Here is a 16,760-nt window from a genome sequence, read left to right as displayed (position 1 = left end):
ACAAAAAAGGAACAGAGCATGTTGCATGAAGAGTTTGATTGGAAAGTTTTTGAAACAAGATTAGAAGCAGCCAAATCTGATATGGTACTTCACAACATGCTTCATACATGGGGAGACTGGGAAAAGTATTATCAACAATATCCTATTTCTCCTGCAGGCTGGAATTTTATCGAGCTTCTACGCAGTCCTGTATTTTCTCGATTTCAAAATAAAGTTTTTTGCTTATTTCCGAACCATACAACGGTAAACATTGGCACTTTAGCCACCTGGTTAGTTAAAAGAGCTAACGAAACAAATTCGAATAACACCACCCAAGAGCTAATCAGGTATCTGCAATTGGATAGTCATAATTTGAATATTACCTCTGTTATTCCAGCTTTAAGAATTGAACAGGATATTCAGTTAGATCACGATCTTTTACTTACTAGCAAAATTCCTCCGTATTTAAACTTTGAGCATCTAAACAATTTAATACGGAAAACAGGAAATAATTCCTTTCCATACTCCTTTCTAATTGAAAGAAAAACTGTTAGTTCTCATCATGAAGCAAGTGATGATGAACTCAATGCTGCACAACAAGTTGAAAATTACAAATGGAACGTATTATCTATTCTTGGACTATTTACAGAAAGGGAATCACCTGCATTTTTAGGAATGTGGACATTACTTGAAAGTGGAGCCCCGTTCTCCGGGTGGCTAGATGTTCATCGAAATTACTATCCAGAGTTAAAGCTGCCAAACATGATGGAAGAACTTGGTTCAGATAAAATTGAACATTTTCAAAACACGCTAAATACTTTTTTAAATATTCCTCCAAAATTGAGAAAGCCTATTGAAATTGGACTTTTTAGGCTAGGGCAAGCAATGAATACGATGAATACAACTCAAAAAGCAATTGATTTAGGAATAGCTCTAGAGTGCATACTGACCGCTCCTAGTACTAAAGATCAGCTGTCCTTTCAGTTTAGAACTATCGGATCGTTATTAGTTGGTGGCGACTTTGAGGAGCGAAAAAGAAATTTTTGGTTGTTTAAAGCAATTTATAATCTTCGTTCTCAGGCTGTACATAATGGTGAAATATCTGCCGAAGAAAAAATTCCGGATAGAGGAAAGACTTCAACATCGTTAATTATTCATGAGGGCATTGCTTTGGCTCAAAAAGCATATTTGGCAATTATCCAGAAGGGCGGGCTCGATGAAGCTGGTTACACTGATTTGATGCTTGCAAAATATGATTAGTTCATCAATAAAACAATACGCAATCGTCACGGGTAATTATTGGGCGTTTACGCTTACCGACGGTGCACTGCGCATGTTGGTAGTGTTGCACTTTCATCAGCTGGGTTATTCGCCGCTCGCGATTGCCAGTCTGTTTTTGTTTTACGAATTTTTTGGTGTGGTCACTAATTTATTCGGCGGTTATTTGGGTGCGCGTATTGGTTTGAATCGCACCATGAATATAGGTTTGGGTTTGCAAGTTATCGCGCTTGCGCTGCTCGCTGTTCCTACATCATGGTTAAGCGTGCCCTTGGTGATGGGTGCGCAGGCGCTCTCGGGTGTCGCCAAAGATTTAAATAAGATGAGTGCTAAAAGTGCGATTAAACAATTGCTGCCCGGCGATCAGCAGGGGCGCTTGTTTAAATGGATCGCCTTGCTAACCGGCTCTAAAAATGCATTAAAAGGGGTGGGATTTTTTCTCGGTGGCCTACTGCTAGCTACAGTTGGATTTAAAACCGCTGTGATATTAATGGCTGCTGTATTAGCTTTGGTATGGATGTGCAGTGTTCTACTGTTGCAACAGGATTTAGGCAAAGCCAAAAACAAACCCAAATTCAGCGAACTGTTTTCCAAAAGCCGCGCCATTAATTTTTTATCCGCGGCGCGTTTATTTTTATTTGGTGCACGCGATATTTGGTTTGTGGTTGCGTTGCCGGTGTTTTTATCCAGCCAGTTGCAGTGGGATTTTTGGCAAACCGGCGGTTTCTTAGCGAGCTGGGTTATCGGCTATGGAATCGTGCAATCCCTAGTGCCTTTTATTTTGCGCAGCAAACACCAATCGGCGCCGGGCGGAACGGCAGCACTTGGTTGGGCCAGCGTGCTTGCTGCCATCACTGCGGCACTGGCAATTGCTATAACGACCTATGACGCCATAGAAACCATCCTGATTAGCGGCTTAATTATTTTTGGTATTGTGTTTGCGATTAATTCATCGCTGCACAGCTATTTAATTGTCAGCTACGCCAAGGACGATGGCGTATCGCTCGATGTCGGTTTTTATTATATGGCTAATGCGCTCGGGCGCTTGGTTGGAACACTACTTTCCGGCTACCTTTATCAGCAGGGCGGACTTTCATTGTGCCTATGGGGCAGTGCGATTTTTTTATTGCTGGTAGTGTTTATTTCTATGGGTTTGCCCAATACCCAAACCAAACAGGTTGAGTAACCATGCTAATCTCTTTGTTGGTTAATTTTCTCATTGTTGCACTCTGTGTATTAATTCATTTTGAAACCATCAATATACTGACTAACACCCTGTTCAGTGCAAAACGCTCGCCGCGCATCAGTATTTTATTCAGCCTATTCGCCTGCTTTTTTGCTCACGTAATTGAGGTGCTTATTTTTGCCGCTGGTTATTATTTTTATATGCAAGCCGGCGGATTCGGGCAACTGGTAGGTGGTGACTTGGCTGGTCATGGTTTATTTGGTACACCCAGCACCGGCTTTATTGATTGCATCTATTTTTCACTTACCTGTTATACATCACTGGGTTTTGGTGATTTGGCGCCCACTGGTTGGTTGCGTTTTCTAGCGGGAGTTGAAGCACTCTTAGGTCTGTTGCTTATCGCCTGGACTGCTTCATTTATGTATTTGGAAATGCAAAAACATTGGCGGGTTAAATAAATCTCGATAGGTGAAACATGAGCAATTGCACAACTGATTGTAACTCTGCCGCTGAGTTATTAAATCGCGGCTGCTTCTGTAAAACCCTTGACCGCGACCAGCTCATAACCAAGCTACAAGCACAAAAATTACCTGCCGAAGTATTACAACATCAGCAGCAATTGTTTTCCCATACCGCCGTGTTTGTCTCGCCAGAGCAGTGGCAACAGTTGCAACAACTGGTAGCATCAGTAATGCGTGTTACTGAGTTGCCCGCTTACCGAACGCTCGCGTTAAGCAATGCGCCCGAAATTGCCCAAATACCCAGCCCAACCACCGGTGTTTTTATGGGGTTCGATTTTCATTTAAGCGATGCAGGTCCACAGATTATTGAAATTAATACCAATGCCGGCGGCGGCTTTTTAAATGCAGTTTTACTCAGCGCACAAACAGCTTGCTGCAATGCAAGCGATAGTTTTCCTGCACTGCTACAACCACAAATTGAAACTGAATTTGTCGCCATGTTTTTACGTGAGTGGCAATTGGCACGCGGCGACCAACCACTGCGCGCTATTGCTATTGTCGATGAAAATCCCACAAGTCAATTTCTCTATCCGGAATTTTTATTAGCCCAAGAATTATTTGAGCGGGCGGGGATTCGCACGTTGATTGCTGATCCGCAAGAGCTGGAATTGATTGCGGGAGAAGTGCACTGCCAAAATCACACTATCGATTTGGTCTATAACCGACTCACGGATTTCTCGCTCGCTCAACCAAACAATCAAACTTTGCGCGCGGCTTACGAACAAGATGCGGTTGTACTCACACCCAATCCATTTCATCACGCGCTTTATGCCGATAAACGCAACCTCACGCTATTAAGCGATGCACAGCAACTCGCTGAGCTTGGCGCTGCAACTGAGGATATTGATTTATTGATCGCCGGTATTCCGCGCACCCAATTAGTGAGCAGCGAGCGCGCCGATGAATTTTGGCAGATGCGCAAACACTTATTTTTTAAACCAGCCACCGGTTACGGCAGCAAGGCGGCTTATCGCGGTGACAAACTCACTAAAAGTGTGTGGCAGGATATTTTGCAAGCGGATTATGTCGCGCAACAGCAAGTGCCGCCGAGCGAGCGCGGCATTCTAGTGGATGAAGAAAAACAGCAATTAAAAATGGATATTCGCGCTTACGTTTACGCTGGAAAAATCCAGCTGCTCGCCGCGCGCCTGTACCAGGGGCAAACCACCAACTTCCGCACTCAAGGTGGTGGTTTTGCTCCGGTATTTGTGGCGGGATAGATGCAGGGTAGTTACTGAGGTAGTTACTGAATTTCTGATACCGCCAACACATGCGTGATCAAATTTCCATCCCAATAAAACTGGTAATGCCCCGCTTGTATCGCCGGTGGTGTTAACGCTTTTGGGCGCAATGCAGCGATGCATTCACCGCCCAGATGACGAACCGAGTTATACAAAATCCCCATTTCGTTTTGCGCTTTTAATTGCCGCCCCAAGGTTTGGGCATAAGCGAAACTGTCCGGGTTGTGAACTTGCGGATCAGCGCGAAGATCGACCAACTCTGTGTGCAGCTCGCAGGTGTAGCAGCGCATGGTGAGCATCAGCGGTGGTTCATTGGTCGCTTGTAAGAAGCGCGTGCGGCTAAAGCGCGATTCAGCCAACGCCGTTTCCAAACTCAAACCAGCGTAATAAATACCGAAGCGGCCATCGGTAAAGCGGCTGGCAATTCCGATGTGGGTAAAGGCAGCCATGATGGCCGTAGTTCCCATACCAGTAACTCGATCCTCAGGGGCAACCAAGGCGATATTGCCTGCTTGATCTTGCAGGCGGTCATTGGTGAGGCTTTCGAGCGCGTAGGCGGCATCCAGCTCGGCGGGGTCGAGTAGATTTTCAAAAAGTGAGATAGGCGGGAAATGGCTGGGGATCAGGCGATAGCTATTGCTGTGAACTTCCTTGTATTGGGTAGGTGCTGTCATCAAACATATGCCTCGCCGCGCCATGCATCCAGATAGCGGCGTACATCTACCAAGTCCACTACCCGGCCGGCCAGCATACGCTCCAGTGCAGATGCACCGCCAAAATCGCGATTGGGTTTGCGCACCCAGTTTTTCCACTGTGCCGGATCGGCAAAGAGCAACTGAAGCGCCTTGTAGATACCGGCAAGGTAAGACAGCCGTTCAAGAGTGTCTTTGCCCAGTTTGATGGGTTCACCCGCCGCCAGTTTTTGTCGCCAATTGTGCAGGGTGGTGCGGGTGCCAAGTCCGGCAAGGGTGCAACGCTGTTCGTCGGTAAGACTCCATTCTTCTGCTATGCCAAAGAACAATTTCACAGCGACACGGCTCATTTGTACTTCATCTATAGCGGGTTGAGGTTGTGGCTTGCTCATGGTTTTTTGCTCCTGCATTTTTACATCTCCCTTTACTATATGTTCAAAAGTGAACAATATCAAACTATGCGTTTTAAAATATACAATTTAAATGGATCTCGACTTGGACACCAAAAGCAAAAATAGCGATCACCAGCGGCTGGTTAGCCACTGGTGATAATCAAGATATTTACTAAAGAAAATTCAGGAAGCGGCGATTAACTCGCCACTTTGAAAAACGACATCAAGTGATGCAGGTGTTGCGATTGGTCGTTGGTCTGTTCAGCGGTGGCGGCCAGTTCTTCTGCGGCGGCTGCGTTTTGTTGGGTGACGCTGTTAATTTGGCTCATGGCGACATTCACTTCCGATAATCCGCTCGATTGCTCGGTCGAACTGGCGGCAATTTCCTGTACCAAATCCGAGGTTTTGGTAATCGCAGGTACCATGTCGCCCAGTATTTTTCCGGCGCGCTCCACCAAAACCACATTGCCGTTAGTCAGTGCATCAATTTCCTGCGCGGCAACGCGGCTGCGCTCAGCGAGTTTGCGCACTTCACCCGCAACCACGGCAAAACCGCGCCCGTGTTCGCCTGCGCGCCCAGCTTCAATTGCAGCGTTCAAGGCGAGCAAATTGGTTTGGTAGGCGATGTCATCGATAATGGCGACTTTTTCTGCAACCAAACGCATTGCATCCACCGTTTTAGTCACCGTCTGGCCGCCGTCTTTGGCTTGCAGCGCCGCTTTGGAAGCTATGCCGTTGGTGATTTTGGCGTTGTCGGAATTCTGCGCCACCGAACTGGAAATTTGCTCCAAGGTTGCCGAGATTTGCTCGACACTGCTGGCCTGCTCAGTGGTGGCTTGGCTCAAACTTTGGGTGGTTGCCGATACCTGTGCCGAGGCGCTGGAAAGCGCATCTGAGGTTTGCAGAATATCGGTCACGGTTTGCGACAGGCGCTCCATGGAATCATTCATCGCACCCAACAGCTGACCGAATTCATCTTTGCGCGTATCACTATTGCGGAAGCTTAAATCGCCCTCGGCCAATTGGCGCACGGCATTGGCCACTGTCTGCAAAGGTGTGGTGATACTGCGGAACAGGGCGATGGAGAGAATGATCGCCAGTACTATGCCGATAGCGCCGGTGATGATCATGGCTATTGAGGTGCTGTTAAAATTGGCCACAGCCGATTCATGTTTGGCTGCCAGAATTTGCTCCAAGCGCTCCTGCATTAAATCCAGCTGATTGCGCATGGCTTCAAAATCGTCGGCTGCTTTTCCGGTACTCAACTGCAAGGCAGCTGCTTGGTTACCTTGTTTTATCAGGGCGATTACCTGATCGGTTGAAGCCTCCCACTGATCGCGCAACCCTGCGTAGAGTTTCATCTGCTCACTTAGTTGGGCATCGTCCATCAGGCTGAAAAACTGATCGACCCTGTCGCGCGCCTGCTGTTTATTTTCGGCGTGCTCTTCCAGCAGGGTTGGGATTTTATCGCTCGCGGGATCAGTTGCGATTAGCGTGCGCTCGGCCACCAGCGCCTGCTGTAAATCCCGGTCTGATGAGTAGAGCACGCTGGTGCCAGGAATAAAATTACTCAACAATAATTTGGTAGTGCTGTGCTCCTGATGAAAGGCATAGGCGACAAATACCAGCAGTGCAACAAAGGTGAGTGTCACCAATGCAAAACCGCCGCCCAAGCGTTTGGAAACCGAAATATTCACGAGCATAGGGTGCCTCCGTTCTCGCTGTGCAGATTATGTTTATTCGTCACTCATTCGGTGGTGCCAGCATTTAAGCTAGCCCGAGTTGAGTGCTTATTCCAGTGCCGCGCCGGATAAAACCTAGGCAGACTCTGCGCTCTTGGTTATGCTTGGCACTCATACAACCGTTTCTGCTTTTTATGCGCAAACCAAAACTCGCTCATCACTTTGCCTTTATGGCATTCGCGCTCTGGCTGCTCGGCAGCTGGTTGGGTGCGCATGGGCATTTTTGTTTTGATGGGCAGGAGCCGCCGGTGTCGGTGCATATGCATGGATTGAGCGATCATCCGGAACACCATGCCGATGAAGAGCATCAGGATGCCGATGTCGATTGGATGCAATCGGCCATCGCCAAGCTGAGCAAACTGGATCTGGGTTTAATTCTGTTTGCGGTGATTGCGCTATTTCTGGTGCAACCGCCCCGGCAGATTTCCAGCACCCCCTACTTCACCCTTGTCCCCACCCACAGACCCTTTGCGCGGCCTCAGTTGCGCGCCCCTCCACTGACTGCCTGAGTATTCGTTGTTGATGTGAACTGCACGCGCAGTTCTGATGAATAGCTTGCGCCGAAAAAGCGCCTACTTGATAAAAAGTGGTCAGGATTTGCTATGAAAACCTTATTAACTGCACTGGTTCTTGCGACCAGCGCATCGTTTGCCTGTGCTTCGGCGCAGACAATCAACTCATCCAATGAGATCAGCCTGCAGCAAGCGCTCAACCTCAGCTTGCAGCACAACCCGCAACTCGCGGGCTATCAATTCCGCCGCACCGCCTTGGTGGGGGAACAGACCAGCGCCAATTTGCGGCCGCAAACCCATATCCAACTGGAGGCAGAAAATCTCGCTGGTTCAGGGGATTACACAGGTGCAGATGCGGCTGAATTTACCCTGTCTTTCGCATCGATAATCGAACTGCATGGCCAGCGCGATAGCCGTGTTGCCGTGACAACAGCGCGCCAGCAACAGCTGGAAAGTGAAAGGCGCGTTGCGGTGTTGGATCTGGTCGCGGCGGTGAATTACCGTTTTGTCGCCCTTTTGGCAGCGCAGGAACAGGTGAAGCTGGAAGAGGAAGCGCAGCGACTGACGCAAGATTTGGTGAACAGCCTGATCAAACGTGTACAGGCTGGCAGCACCCCGCAAGCCGAATTGATGCGCGCCCGCGCCGCCTTGGCGCGCACCGAAATCGCACTGGAAAAAACCCGCCAGCAGGCACAGCAGGAAACCATGCAGCTGAGCGCTTACTGGGCCGATGCCACGCCGGATTTCACCCGCGCGCGCGGCGATTTGTTTGCACTAAGCCATCTAGAAAACCTAGGGCCAGAAAGCCTCGCCAACTGGCAATCCCGTCTTGCACATAACCCGGATTTGGCGCTCTTGGGCGACGCCAGCCGCCTGCGCGCCGCCGAACTGCGCAAGCTTGAAACGGAAAGTAAATCGACGCTCGGCTGGAGTGCTGGTGTGCGTCAGTTTCAAGAAACTAGCGATACCGCACTGGTAGTCGGATTAAGCATGCCACTTGGCAGCGGCAAACGTGCAAGCGGCGCCTTGCAAACTGCCCGCGCCGAGCAAGATGCCGCCGAGTTCGCCGAAGATAGCGCCAAGTCCCAGCTGCAAATTCGCTTGAATCAAACTTTTAGCCAACACCAGCAAGCCTGGAGCGAGGTGCAAAGCCTGCGCGAGCGCATTTTGCCGCTGATGCAGGAGGCCAGCCGCGCTACCGCCAATGCCTTTGAGCAGGGCCGCTATAGCTCGCTCGAACTGGCTATGGCGCAACGCGAGCTGCTGGACACCCGTGCCGAACTGATCAGCGCCGCGCTGCGCGCCCACGAAACCCGCATTGAATTGGAGCGACTGACTGCATCCGCGCAATCAGCGACTGCACCAGCGACAGAATTTGAGGTGACCCCATGAGTCGATTAGCCATAAAACCCATCATCAATACCTTTGTAAAAACCCTGATGCTCGGCCTTGCCTTCAGCTTGGCTAACCCGATTTTCGCCTCCGGCGATCACGGCCATGGTCACGGTGATGAAGAACACGCAGAGCCCGAATTTGAAAAAGGCTCTCACAATGGCCGCTTGTTAGTAAAAGATGATTTTGTGCTGGAACTGGCGATTTTTGAGCAGGATGTTCCACCTGAATATCGCGCTTGGGCGACTTTAGATGGCAAGCCCCTCAAACCAAGCAAATGGCAACTGGAAGTAAAACTCACCCGTCTCGGCGGCCGCGAAGATGTGTTCCCATTCAAGGTCGAGCAGGACTTTCTGCGCGGGCAGGGCGTAGTGGAAGAGCCGCATTCGTTTGATGTCAGCGTCACCGCGACTCACGCCGGCAAACGCTACCACTGGGATTACGACTCCTACGAAGGCCGCATCACTATGGCCGAGCCTGTCGCTCAAGCCTCCGGCCTGACTACCGCCATCGCAGGTGAGGGAGTGCTGCAAGAGCGCATCAAACTCTACGGCAATATAGTCGCCGACCCGCTGCGCCTGAGCCATATTCAGGCGCGCTACCCGGGTTTGATTCGCAAGGTAAACCCCAGCATCGGCATGCGCGTAAAAGCAGGCGATGTGTTGGCGACGGTCGAATCCAACGAGAGTCTGCGCGAGTACCCGTTGCTATCGCCGATTGATGGGACTGTAGTTGAGCGCCACGCCAATGCTGGTGAATTTACTGCAGATCGCGTGCTGTTCAGCATCCTCGATGAGCGTGTACTTGAACTTCACTTACAAGCCTTTCCCGCCGATGCCACCAAGATCAAAAACGGCCAGACAGTGACGATCAAGGCCGACGGCCAACAAACCAACACCAAAATCGAGTACATCACCCCGCGCCACGGCGACACCCCAACACTGGAAGTTCATGCGCCGGTGGATAACAGCGCCGGTAACTGGGTGCCCAATCAGGCAGTGGAGGGCTGGGTGGATGTAGCCCAAACCCCGGTGCCGCTGCTGATCGACACCCGCGCCTTGCAGCCTTTCCGCGACTGGCAGGTGGTGTTTATCCAAATTGGCAACACTTATGAAATTCGCCCGCTGGAGTTGGGGCGCAGCGATGGAGAATTCACTGAAGTGCTGGGCGGATTAAACCCGGGCGATAGTTATGTGGTGGAAAACGCTTACCTGCTCAGAGCGGATCTGGAGAAATCCGGCGCCTCTCACGATCACTAAGGAGGCAGCCAGCATGATTGAATCTCTATTACAGACCGCGATTGCGCGGCGCTGGCTGGTACTCGCCACCGTAGGTTTTCTTATCGCATTGGGCATTTGGAATTACCAGCGCTTGCCGATTGATGCGGTGCCCGACATCACCAACGTGCAGGTGCAAATCAACACAGAAGCGCCCGGCTATTCGCCGCTGGAAACCGAGCAGCGCATTACTTATCCGGTAGAAACCGCGCTCGCCGGTTTGCCCAAACTTTCCTACACCCGTTCGATTTCCCGTTACGGTTTATCGCAAGTCACTGTGGTATTTGACGAGGGCACGGATATTTATTTTGCGCGCAATTTAATTAACGAGCGAATCAGTCAAATTAAATCCAATCTTCCCGAAAATATTTCGCCGACTATGGGGCCAATCGCGACTGGCCTTGGTGAAATATTTATGTACACGGTGGAAGCGAAGGACACCCCACAAAACGATGGAGAGACGTTTGACGCAATGGCTTTGCGCGAATTGCAGGATTGGGTCATTCGCCCGCAATTGATGCAAGTAAAAGGCGTGGTGGAAATCAACGCGATTGGCGGTTACACACGGCAGTATCACATCACCCCCGATCCGGTGAAATTATTGCAGTGGAAGCTGAGCTTTGACGACATCATCAGCGCATTAAACGCGAACAATAATAATCGCGGTGCCGGTTATATCGAGCGCAACGGCCAGCAATTATTAGTGCGCACACCAGGGCAGCTGGACAATATCAGCGATATTGAAAATGTCATTGTCCGCAACAACGCCGGTGTAAAAGTGCGCATTCGCGATTTGGCACAAGTAGCGATTGGCAATGAGCTGCGCACCGGAGCAGCAACCCAAAACGGGCGCGAGACTGTGCTGGGTACTGCGATGATGTTGATGGGCGAAAACTCACGCACTGTTGCACGAGCGCTGGCAATTAAACTGGAAGACATTAATCGCTCACTGCCAGAGGGTGTAACTGCAACAGCCGTTTATGACCGCACGCAATTGGTGGATAAAACTATCGATACCGTGCAAAAAAATCTGCTTGAAGGCGCACTGCTGGTTATCGCCATATTGTTTTTATTACTCGGCAATATGCGCGCGGCCTTAATTACCGCTGCAGTGATTCCCATCTCTATGCTGATGACCATTACCGGCATGGTCAACGCCGGAGTATCTGCAAACCTGATGAGCTTGGGTGCATTGGATTTTGGTTTGATTGTGGATGGCGCGGTGATTATTGTTGAAAACTGCATTCGCCGTTTGGGTGAAGCGCAGCGCGGCGCAACATTGGATGTAAAAGCCCGCCTGCAACTCGCCTATGAAGCTACCAATGAAGTGATTCGCCCAAGTTTATTTGGCGTGGGCATTATCACGCTGGTGTACTTGCCGATATTTACGCTCACAGGTGTGGAAGGAAAAATGTTTCACCCTATGGCGCTTACGGTAGTGATTGCACTGACCGCCGCGCTAATTTTATCGCTCACCTTTGTACCCGCCGCTATCGCCCTTTTTATGAATGGCAATATTGCCGAGCATGAAAACCGTGCAATGCGCTGGTTAAAAGATCGCTATCAACCGCTGTTAGTTGCTGCGTTAAATTTCAAAGCAGTTATTCTGGCAAGTGCGTTGATATTAGTGATTGGCTGTGTGTGGCTATCTACACGTTTGGGTTCCGAATTTATTCCGCAATTGGATGAAGGCGATATAGCGCTACACGCACTGCGCATTCCCGGCACTGGACTTGAGCAAGCGATCTCCATGCAAAGTATTTTGGAAGAGCGCATTAAAGAATTTCCCGAAGTGGATAAAGTCTTTGCCAAACTCGGCACTGCCGATGTCGCCACCGACCCTATGCCGCCTTCGGTTGCCGATAACTTTGTCATCTTTAAACCGCGCGATCAGTGGCCAGATCCTAAACGCTCCAAACAGGATTTGGTAAAAGCGATTGAAGAGGCGGTTAGCAACTTGCCCGGTAACAATTACGAATTCACCCAACCGATTCAAATGCGTTTTAACGAATTAATTTCCGGTGTGCGTTCGGATTTGGGCATTAAAGTGATTGGTGATGACCTTGAGCAATTACAAAAATCCGCTGCGGAAATTTTGGAAGTGCTGGAAAAAATTCCCGGTGCTGCCGATGCGCGCATGGAGCAGGTCACAGGTTTACCCATGCTGACCATTACACCCAAGCGACGCCAACTCGCGGCCTATGGTTTAACCATGACCGAAGTACAGGATTTTATTGCAGCAGCGATTGCTGGTGAAACTGCCGGATTAATTTATGAAGGCGACCGCCGTTTTGAATTAGTCGTGCGTTTACCCGAAAATCTGCGCACCGATTTACGCGCACTCGAACGTCTGCCAGTGCCCATCGCGGGCGAACCCAATTTTGTGCCGCTCTACGAAATTGCGAGCGTCGATTTAGCCACAGCGCCCAACCAAATTAGCCGCGAAAATGGCAAGCGTTTGGTGATTGTCACCGCTAATGTGCGCGGCCGCGATTTGGGTTCATTTGTACAAGAAGTGCAAACGCAAATCAGTGAACAAGTAAAATTGCCCACGGGTTATTGGCTGGATTACGGCGGCACTTTTGAACAGCTCGAATCCGCGAGTAAACGCTTAGCGATTGTTGTTCCATTAACACTATTAATGGTAATCGCATTATTGGTAATGGCATTTGGCTCACTAAAAGACGCACTGATTATTTTCACCGGCGTGCCACTAGCACTCACCGGCGGCGTACTCGCACTCTGGCTGCGCGACATGCCTTTATCCATGAGTGCAGGTGTCGGCTTTATTGCACTCTCCGGCATAGCGGTATTAAATGGCTTGGTCATGCTCGCATTTATCCGCCAGCTCCATCACACCTCCGGCGATTTAATTAACGCAATCATCCAAGGCGCACTCACGCGCTTGCGCCCGGTATTGATGACTGCGTTAGTCGCAAGCCTCGGTTTTGTACCTATGGCATTTAATGTAGGAATCGGTGCGGAAGTACAACGGCCATTAGCGACAGTGGTGATTGGCGGGATTATTTCATCCACATTATTAACGCTGGTGGTGTTGCCGATTCTTTATGCGTTGGTTCACCGGAAATCAATCAAACACTAAACGTAGAAACTATGAACTGGATTATTACTAAATACTTAATCACTGCCGCTATGGTGGTGTTGATTTCCGAAGTTGCCAAACGCAGCGATAAGCTGGGCGGTCTGATTGCCGCCCTGCCGCTGGTGACGTTACTCACGCTGACCTGGTTATTTATCGAGAATCAACCCGCTGCGAAAATCGCCAACCATGCCTGGTATACCTTTTGGTATGTAGTGCCAACACTGCCGATGTTTTTATTTTTCCCAATGCTGCTTAACCGCTTTGGTTTCTGGTTAGCACTGGGAATGTCAGCCATAATTACCATCGTCAGTTTTGTGTTGTTTGCATTGGTGGTAAAGCGTTTTGGCGTTGAACTTTGGTAATTAAACGCTAGCAGCCGCTGCAGGTTGGGGTGAGCTTGCGAACCCCAACATTTATCACAATAGTAGTTATTGATAGGGGAGATCCCATGGGTGCCAGCTGTTGCAATCACGACCACGATCATGAACCTTCGCATTCACCCGATCCCAAATATCGCCGTATTTTATGGGTGGCGTTGATTATTAATGCGTTGATGTTTGTGGTGGAAATTATTTTTAGCCAGCGCGCTAATTCGGTGTCGCTGCTTGCTGATTCCATCGACTTTCTCGGCGATGCGGCCAATTACGGTATTAGCATCTGGGTGTTGGCAATGAGTGTGCAGGCACGCGCTAAGGCTTCATTGGTGAAAGCGGCGTCTATGGGGATTTTCGGGATAGCGGTGCTTGCTCATGCCGTTTGGAATGCAGTGAGCGACGTAGTGCCGGATGCACATACCATGACGTTGATTGGTTTTCTTGCACTCGCGGCGAATGTGAGTGTGGCGATCATGTTGTATGCCTATCGCAATGGCGATAGCAATATGCGCAGTGTGTGGTTGTGTACGCGCAACGATGCACTGGGCAATATCGCGGTGGTGTTGGCGGCGGTGGGTGTATTTGGTACTGGCACCGGCTGGCCGGATTTTATTGTCGCGGCGATCATGGGAACGCTGGCGCTGACGGCTTCTGTACAGGTGATCAAACAAGCGCGACAAGAATTGCACCGCCATTAATTTTTTTGATGTTGATTCGATGACCGATATTTTCCAAACCGCTGCGCTGACTGAATACCAAAAATCCTCAGCGCAGATTGCCAAATTAAAAGACGCACCTACTGCGCTAAGTAAATCCTATGAGCGCTACGATAATCTTATCGCGACAGCGTTTGATGAATCGCCAAACAAACCTGCGTGTAAAGCAGGTTGCGCGTTTTGTTGTCATTACAAAGTAGAAGTGCGCGCGCATGAAATATTGTTGCTGAAAAATTACATCAGTAAAAATTTTTCAGCAGAACAAATTCACACTGTGCTTGCAGAGGCAGAAAGCAACGCGGCAATTATTCGCACACTCACGCCTGAACAGCACCTCACCACCAATTTAAAATGCCCGATGCTGGTGGATAATCAATGCAGCGTTTATCCCGCGCGCCCCTTTCGCTGCCGCAACTTTCATTCAACCGATGCAGTTGCCTGTGAACAATCGTTTAATGATCCGGGCAATATGGAAATCGCGGTGGGTATGATTGAAGATGTCGCCATGCTCGCCGATGCGCTTACGCAAGGTTTTGAGGCCGCCGCAGAACAGACCGGAAAAGATAATCGCGTCTACGATTTTACTACTGCATTGGTAGAAGTATTTAAGGATGCAAATGCACTCAAACGTTATCAGCGCGGCAAGCAAACTTTTCAAACCGCAATTGTGGTTGAGTAATTAATCAATTCATTGCTCGAAAACAAAAAAACCGATCTTTTGGGATCGGTTTTTTACTTTCACAACTAGCTGTTAAACATTATTTTTTGTACGAACATTTGTTCGGGTTGCCTTGCGGATCTGAACCGAAGGCAGCAACGGTACAGGCGATTGAACCAGGTACAGATACTTTCTTCACTACCCAATTACCTTTACGACCAAAAGCTACCCAGCCATCCCCTGAAGTTACTGAACAAGTGCCACCCAGATCAGCACATTTGGAGAAGCCAGTTGGATAGTCACCTGTGCCAGTTAATACCGGCGCTCCGCCCGCTGAACTTGCTACGCTGCTTGAGCTGGAAGATTTGCTGGATGACGAAACCGCAACGGAACTCGATGAAACCGCAACGGAACTTGATGATTTACTGGAAGAAGAAACTGCCACTGAACTTGCTGCCGAACTGGTGCTGGTACCACATGCAGAGCTGGTCAATTGCGCACCGTTTTTACCTACACCGGCATAGCTTGCCAATTTGCTTTTCACACAGTCAGCTGACACTGGCGAGTAGCTGTATGGCAGGCTGATCGGGAAAGGCGCCGTGGTTGTCCAATTAGTCGCATCAACAGTGCCACCGCTAGACCAAGTGATATTGTAAGTTGCAAAATCGCCCGGGGTTTTTACGTTGTTATTGCGCAGATCCCAGAAGCCGCAGTTGCTGCTGTCGTAGCGACAAGTGACCGGGTTAAGCGCATTTTCAAAGTAGTTGTTTTCAATCAGCGCATAGCCGCCCTGACGCACGTTAATACCGGAACCGGTAATGCCGTCGTAGTGGTTGTTGTACATGTGCGTCCAACCGCCGCGTTGCAGAGGCAAGCGCGCATTTACATTTTTATAAATGTTGTGATGGAAAGTAATGTTGCGTTGGAAATCAACCGAGGTGTGACCATCCAAACCGACTTTTTTGCTGTCGTGAATATTGTTGTAAGACACAGTGACATTTTTGGAATCTTTTTTGATATCCAGCGCACTCTCAAATGTCAGGTCGCCATCGGGTGAACCATTACATTCGTTATTAACAGCAAACAATTCGTTGTGATCAATCCACACGTTGGAGGTGTTATCCACGCGCAACATATCCGCGTCGTTATTAGCACCGCCGAGCGCACCAATTTTCATATTGCGAATAATCACGTTTTCACTTTTGATCAAAGTAATACCAAAGTTGGCCGAAGAACCATTGGCACCCTGAATAGTAATCCCCTTGGTGAATTCTTTGATTTGCACTTCGCGGTAGGCATCGTTCCAGTGCGCTTTGGGGCAGTTGCCGTTGGCGTCGACTGTGTGATCTTTTACGATCTGGTTGATCAGCGAATCTTCATTGCCGGTATAGGTGATGATGAGCGGGTAAGCACCGCCAGTCACTTTATTGCCGCTGGAATCCAAGCGCGCGTTAGCGATGATGGTGTTGATCTCTTGATAGGTTGCAGCGGTGAAAGATTTTGCACCCGAAACATTGCCGCCATCGGTAGTTGCGAAACCACCGGACGCCGCTGCAAAAGCCGTCGAGCCAGCGCACAAAGCGACAGCAGCAGCCATAGTTTTTAAGGTAAAACCTGCTGCATTTTTTTGCGCAGTAGAGCTGTGGAAAGTGGACATAATTACAATCTCGTCTTGGTTATTCATTATTAGGACGGAT

Annotated in this window: 15 protein-coding genes; 11 read left to right on the top strand and 4 right to left on the bottom strand. The window is 49.4% G+C overall.

The window, feature by feature from the left end:
- Positions 1-18: 18 nt before the first annotated feature.
- The 4 genes from SPL68_RS02935 to SPL68_RS02920 are packed head-to-tail and all read left to right on the top strand — an operon-like array spanning position 19 to position 4,184.
- Positions 19-1,239 carry a hypothetical protein gene (locus tag SPL68_RS02935; protein ID WP_323813570.1) on the top strand — a complete coding sequence of 407 codons (1,221 nt, stop codon included), beginning with the start codon at positions 19-21 and terminating at the stop codon, positions 1,237-1,239.
- On the top strand, positions 1,232-2,443 hold the full coding sequence (gene arsJ, locus SPL68_RS02930; protein ID WP_323813569.1) for an organoarsenical effux MFS transporter ArsJ: 1,212 nt from the start codon (positions 1,232-1,234) through the stop codon (positions 2,441-2,443). The genes SPL68_RS02935 and arsJ overlap by 8 nt, the downstream gene beginning before the upstream one ends.
- A 2-nt stretch (positions 2,444-2,445) precedes the next feature.
- Positions 2,446-2,901 (top strand): potassium channel family protein, encoded by a 456-nt coding sequence (locus SPL68_RS02925; protein ID WP_323813568.1) that lies wholly within the window; start codon positions 2,446-2,448, stop codon positions 2,899-2,901.
- A 17-nt stretch (positions 2,902-2,918) separates the two neighbouring features.
- Positions 2,919-4,184 (top strand): hypothetical protein, encoded by a 1,266-nt coding sequence (locus SPL68_RS02920; RefSeq protein ID WP_323813567.1) that lies wholly within the window; start codon positions 2,919-2,921, stop codon positions 4,182-4,184.
- Between the two features lie 23 nt (positions 4,185-4,207).
- Here the strand turns inward: SPL68_RS02920 and SPL68_RS02915 are convergent, their stop codons facing one another.
- The 3 genes from SPL68_RS02915 to SPL68_RS02905 all read right to left on the bottom strand — a co-directional run bounded on the left by SPL68_RS02915 (position 4,208) and on the right by SPL68_RS02905 (position 6,992).
- Positions 4,208-4,879, bottom strand: coding sequence for an RES family NAD+ phosphorylase (locus SPL68_RS02915; RefSeq protein ID WP_323813566.1), 672 nt, complete (start codon positions 4,877-4,879; stop codon positions 4,208-4,210).
- Positions 4,879-5,289 carry an MbcA/ParS/Xre antitoxin family protein gene (locus SPL68_RS02910; protein WP_323813565.1) on the bottom strand — a complete coding sequence of 137 codons (411 nt, stop codon included), beginning with the start codon at positions 5,287-5,289 and terminating at the stop codon, positions 4,879-4,881. The genes SPL68_RS02915 and SPL68_RS02910 overlap by 1 nt, the downstream gene beginning before the upstream one ends.
- Before the next feature lie 197 nt (positions 5,290-5,486).
- Positions 5,487-6,992 (bottom strand): methyl-accepting chemotaxis protein, encoded by a 1,506-nt coding sequence (locus tag SPL68_RS02905; RefSeq protein ID WP_323813564.1) that lies wholly within the window; start codon positions 6,990-6,992, stop codon positions 5,487-5,489.
- Positions 6,993-7,165: 173 nt separating this feature from the next.
- On the opposite strand from SPL68_RS02905, the gene SPL68_RS02900 reads away from it, so the two are divergent.
- The 7 genes from SPL68_RS02900 to SPL68_RS02870 all read left to right on the top strand — a co-directional run bounded on the left by SPL68_RS02900 (position 7,166) and on the right by SPL68_RS02870 (position 15,084).
- Positions 7,166-7,540 (top strand): hypothetical protein, encoded by a 375-nt coding sequence (locus tag SPL68_RS02900; RefSeq protein ID WP_323813563.1) that lies wholly within the window; start codon positions 7,166-7,168, stop codon positions 7,538-7,540.
- Positions 7,541-7,633: 93 nt separating this feature from the next.
- Positions 7,634-8,935 carry a TolC family protein gene (locus SPL68_RS02895; RefSeq protein ID WP_323813562.1) on the top strand — a complete coding sequence of 434 codons (1,302 nt, stop codon included), beginning with the start codon at positions 7,634-7,636 and terminating at the stop codon, positions 8,933-8,935.
- Positions 8,932-10,194, top strand: coding sequence for an efflux RND transporter periplasmic adaptor subunit (locus tag SPL68_RS02890; RefSeq protein ID WP_323813561.1), 1,263 nt, complete (start codon positions 8,932-8,934; stop codon positions 10,192-10,194). The genes SPL68_RS02895 and SPL68_RS02890 overlap by 4 nt, the downstream gene beginning before the upstream one ends.
- A gap of 13 nt (positions 10,195-10,207) precedes the next feature.
- Positions 10,208-13,315, top strand: coding sequence for an efflux RND transporter permease subunit (locus SPL68_RS02885; RefSeq protein ID WP_323813560.1), 3,108 nt, complete (start codon positions 10,208-10,210; stop codon positions 13,313-13,315).
- A gap of 11 nt (positions 13,316-13,326) precedes the next feature.
- Complete coding sequence (locus SPL68_RS02880) at positions 13,327-13,677, top strand: DUF3147 family protein (RefSeq protein ID WP_323813559.1); 351 nt, start codon at positions 13,327-13,329, stop codon at positions 13,675-13,677.
- A gap of 86 nt (positions 13,678-13,763) precedes the next feature.
- Entirely contained in the window at positions 13,764-14,387 is a 624-nt protein-coding gene (locus SPL68_RS02875; RefSeq protein ID WP_323813558.1) for a cation efflux transmembrane domain-containing protein, read from the top strand.
- Positions 14,388-14,406: 19 nt separating this feature from the next.
- Positions 14,407-15,084, top strand: a complete 678-nt coding sequence (locus SPL68_RS02870) for a YkgJ family cysteine cluster protein (RefSeq protein ID WP_323813557.1) — start codon at positions 14,407-14,409, stop codon at positions 15,082-15,084.
- 79 nt (positions 15,085-15,163) lie between these two features.
- Here the strand turns inward: SPL68_RS02870 and SPL68_RS02865 are convergent, their stop codons facing one another.
- Complete coding sequence (locus SPL68_RS02865) at positions 15,164-16,720, bottom strand: pectate lyase family protein (RefSeq protein ID WP_323813556.1); 1,557 nt, start codon at positions 16,718-16,720, stop codon at positions 15,164-15,166.
- Positions 16,721-16,760 lie beyond the last annotated feature (40 nt).

Origin of the sequence: Cellvibrio chitinivorans (genome assembly GCF_035117775.1) — a bacterium.
GTDB classification, from domain to species: Bacteria; Pseudomonadota; Gammaproteobacteria; order Pseudomonadales; family Cellvibrionaceae; genus Cellvibrio; species Cellvibrio chitinivorans.
This window is presented reverse-complemented; position numbering and strand designations above follow the sequence as displayed.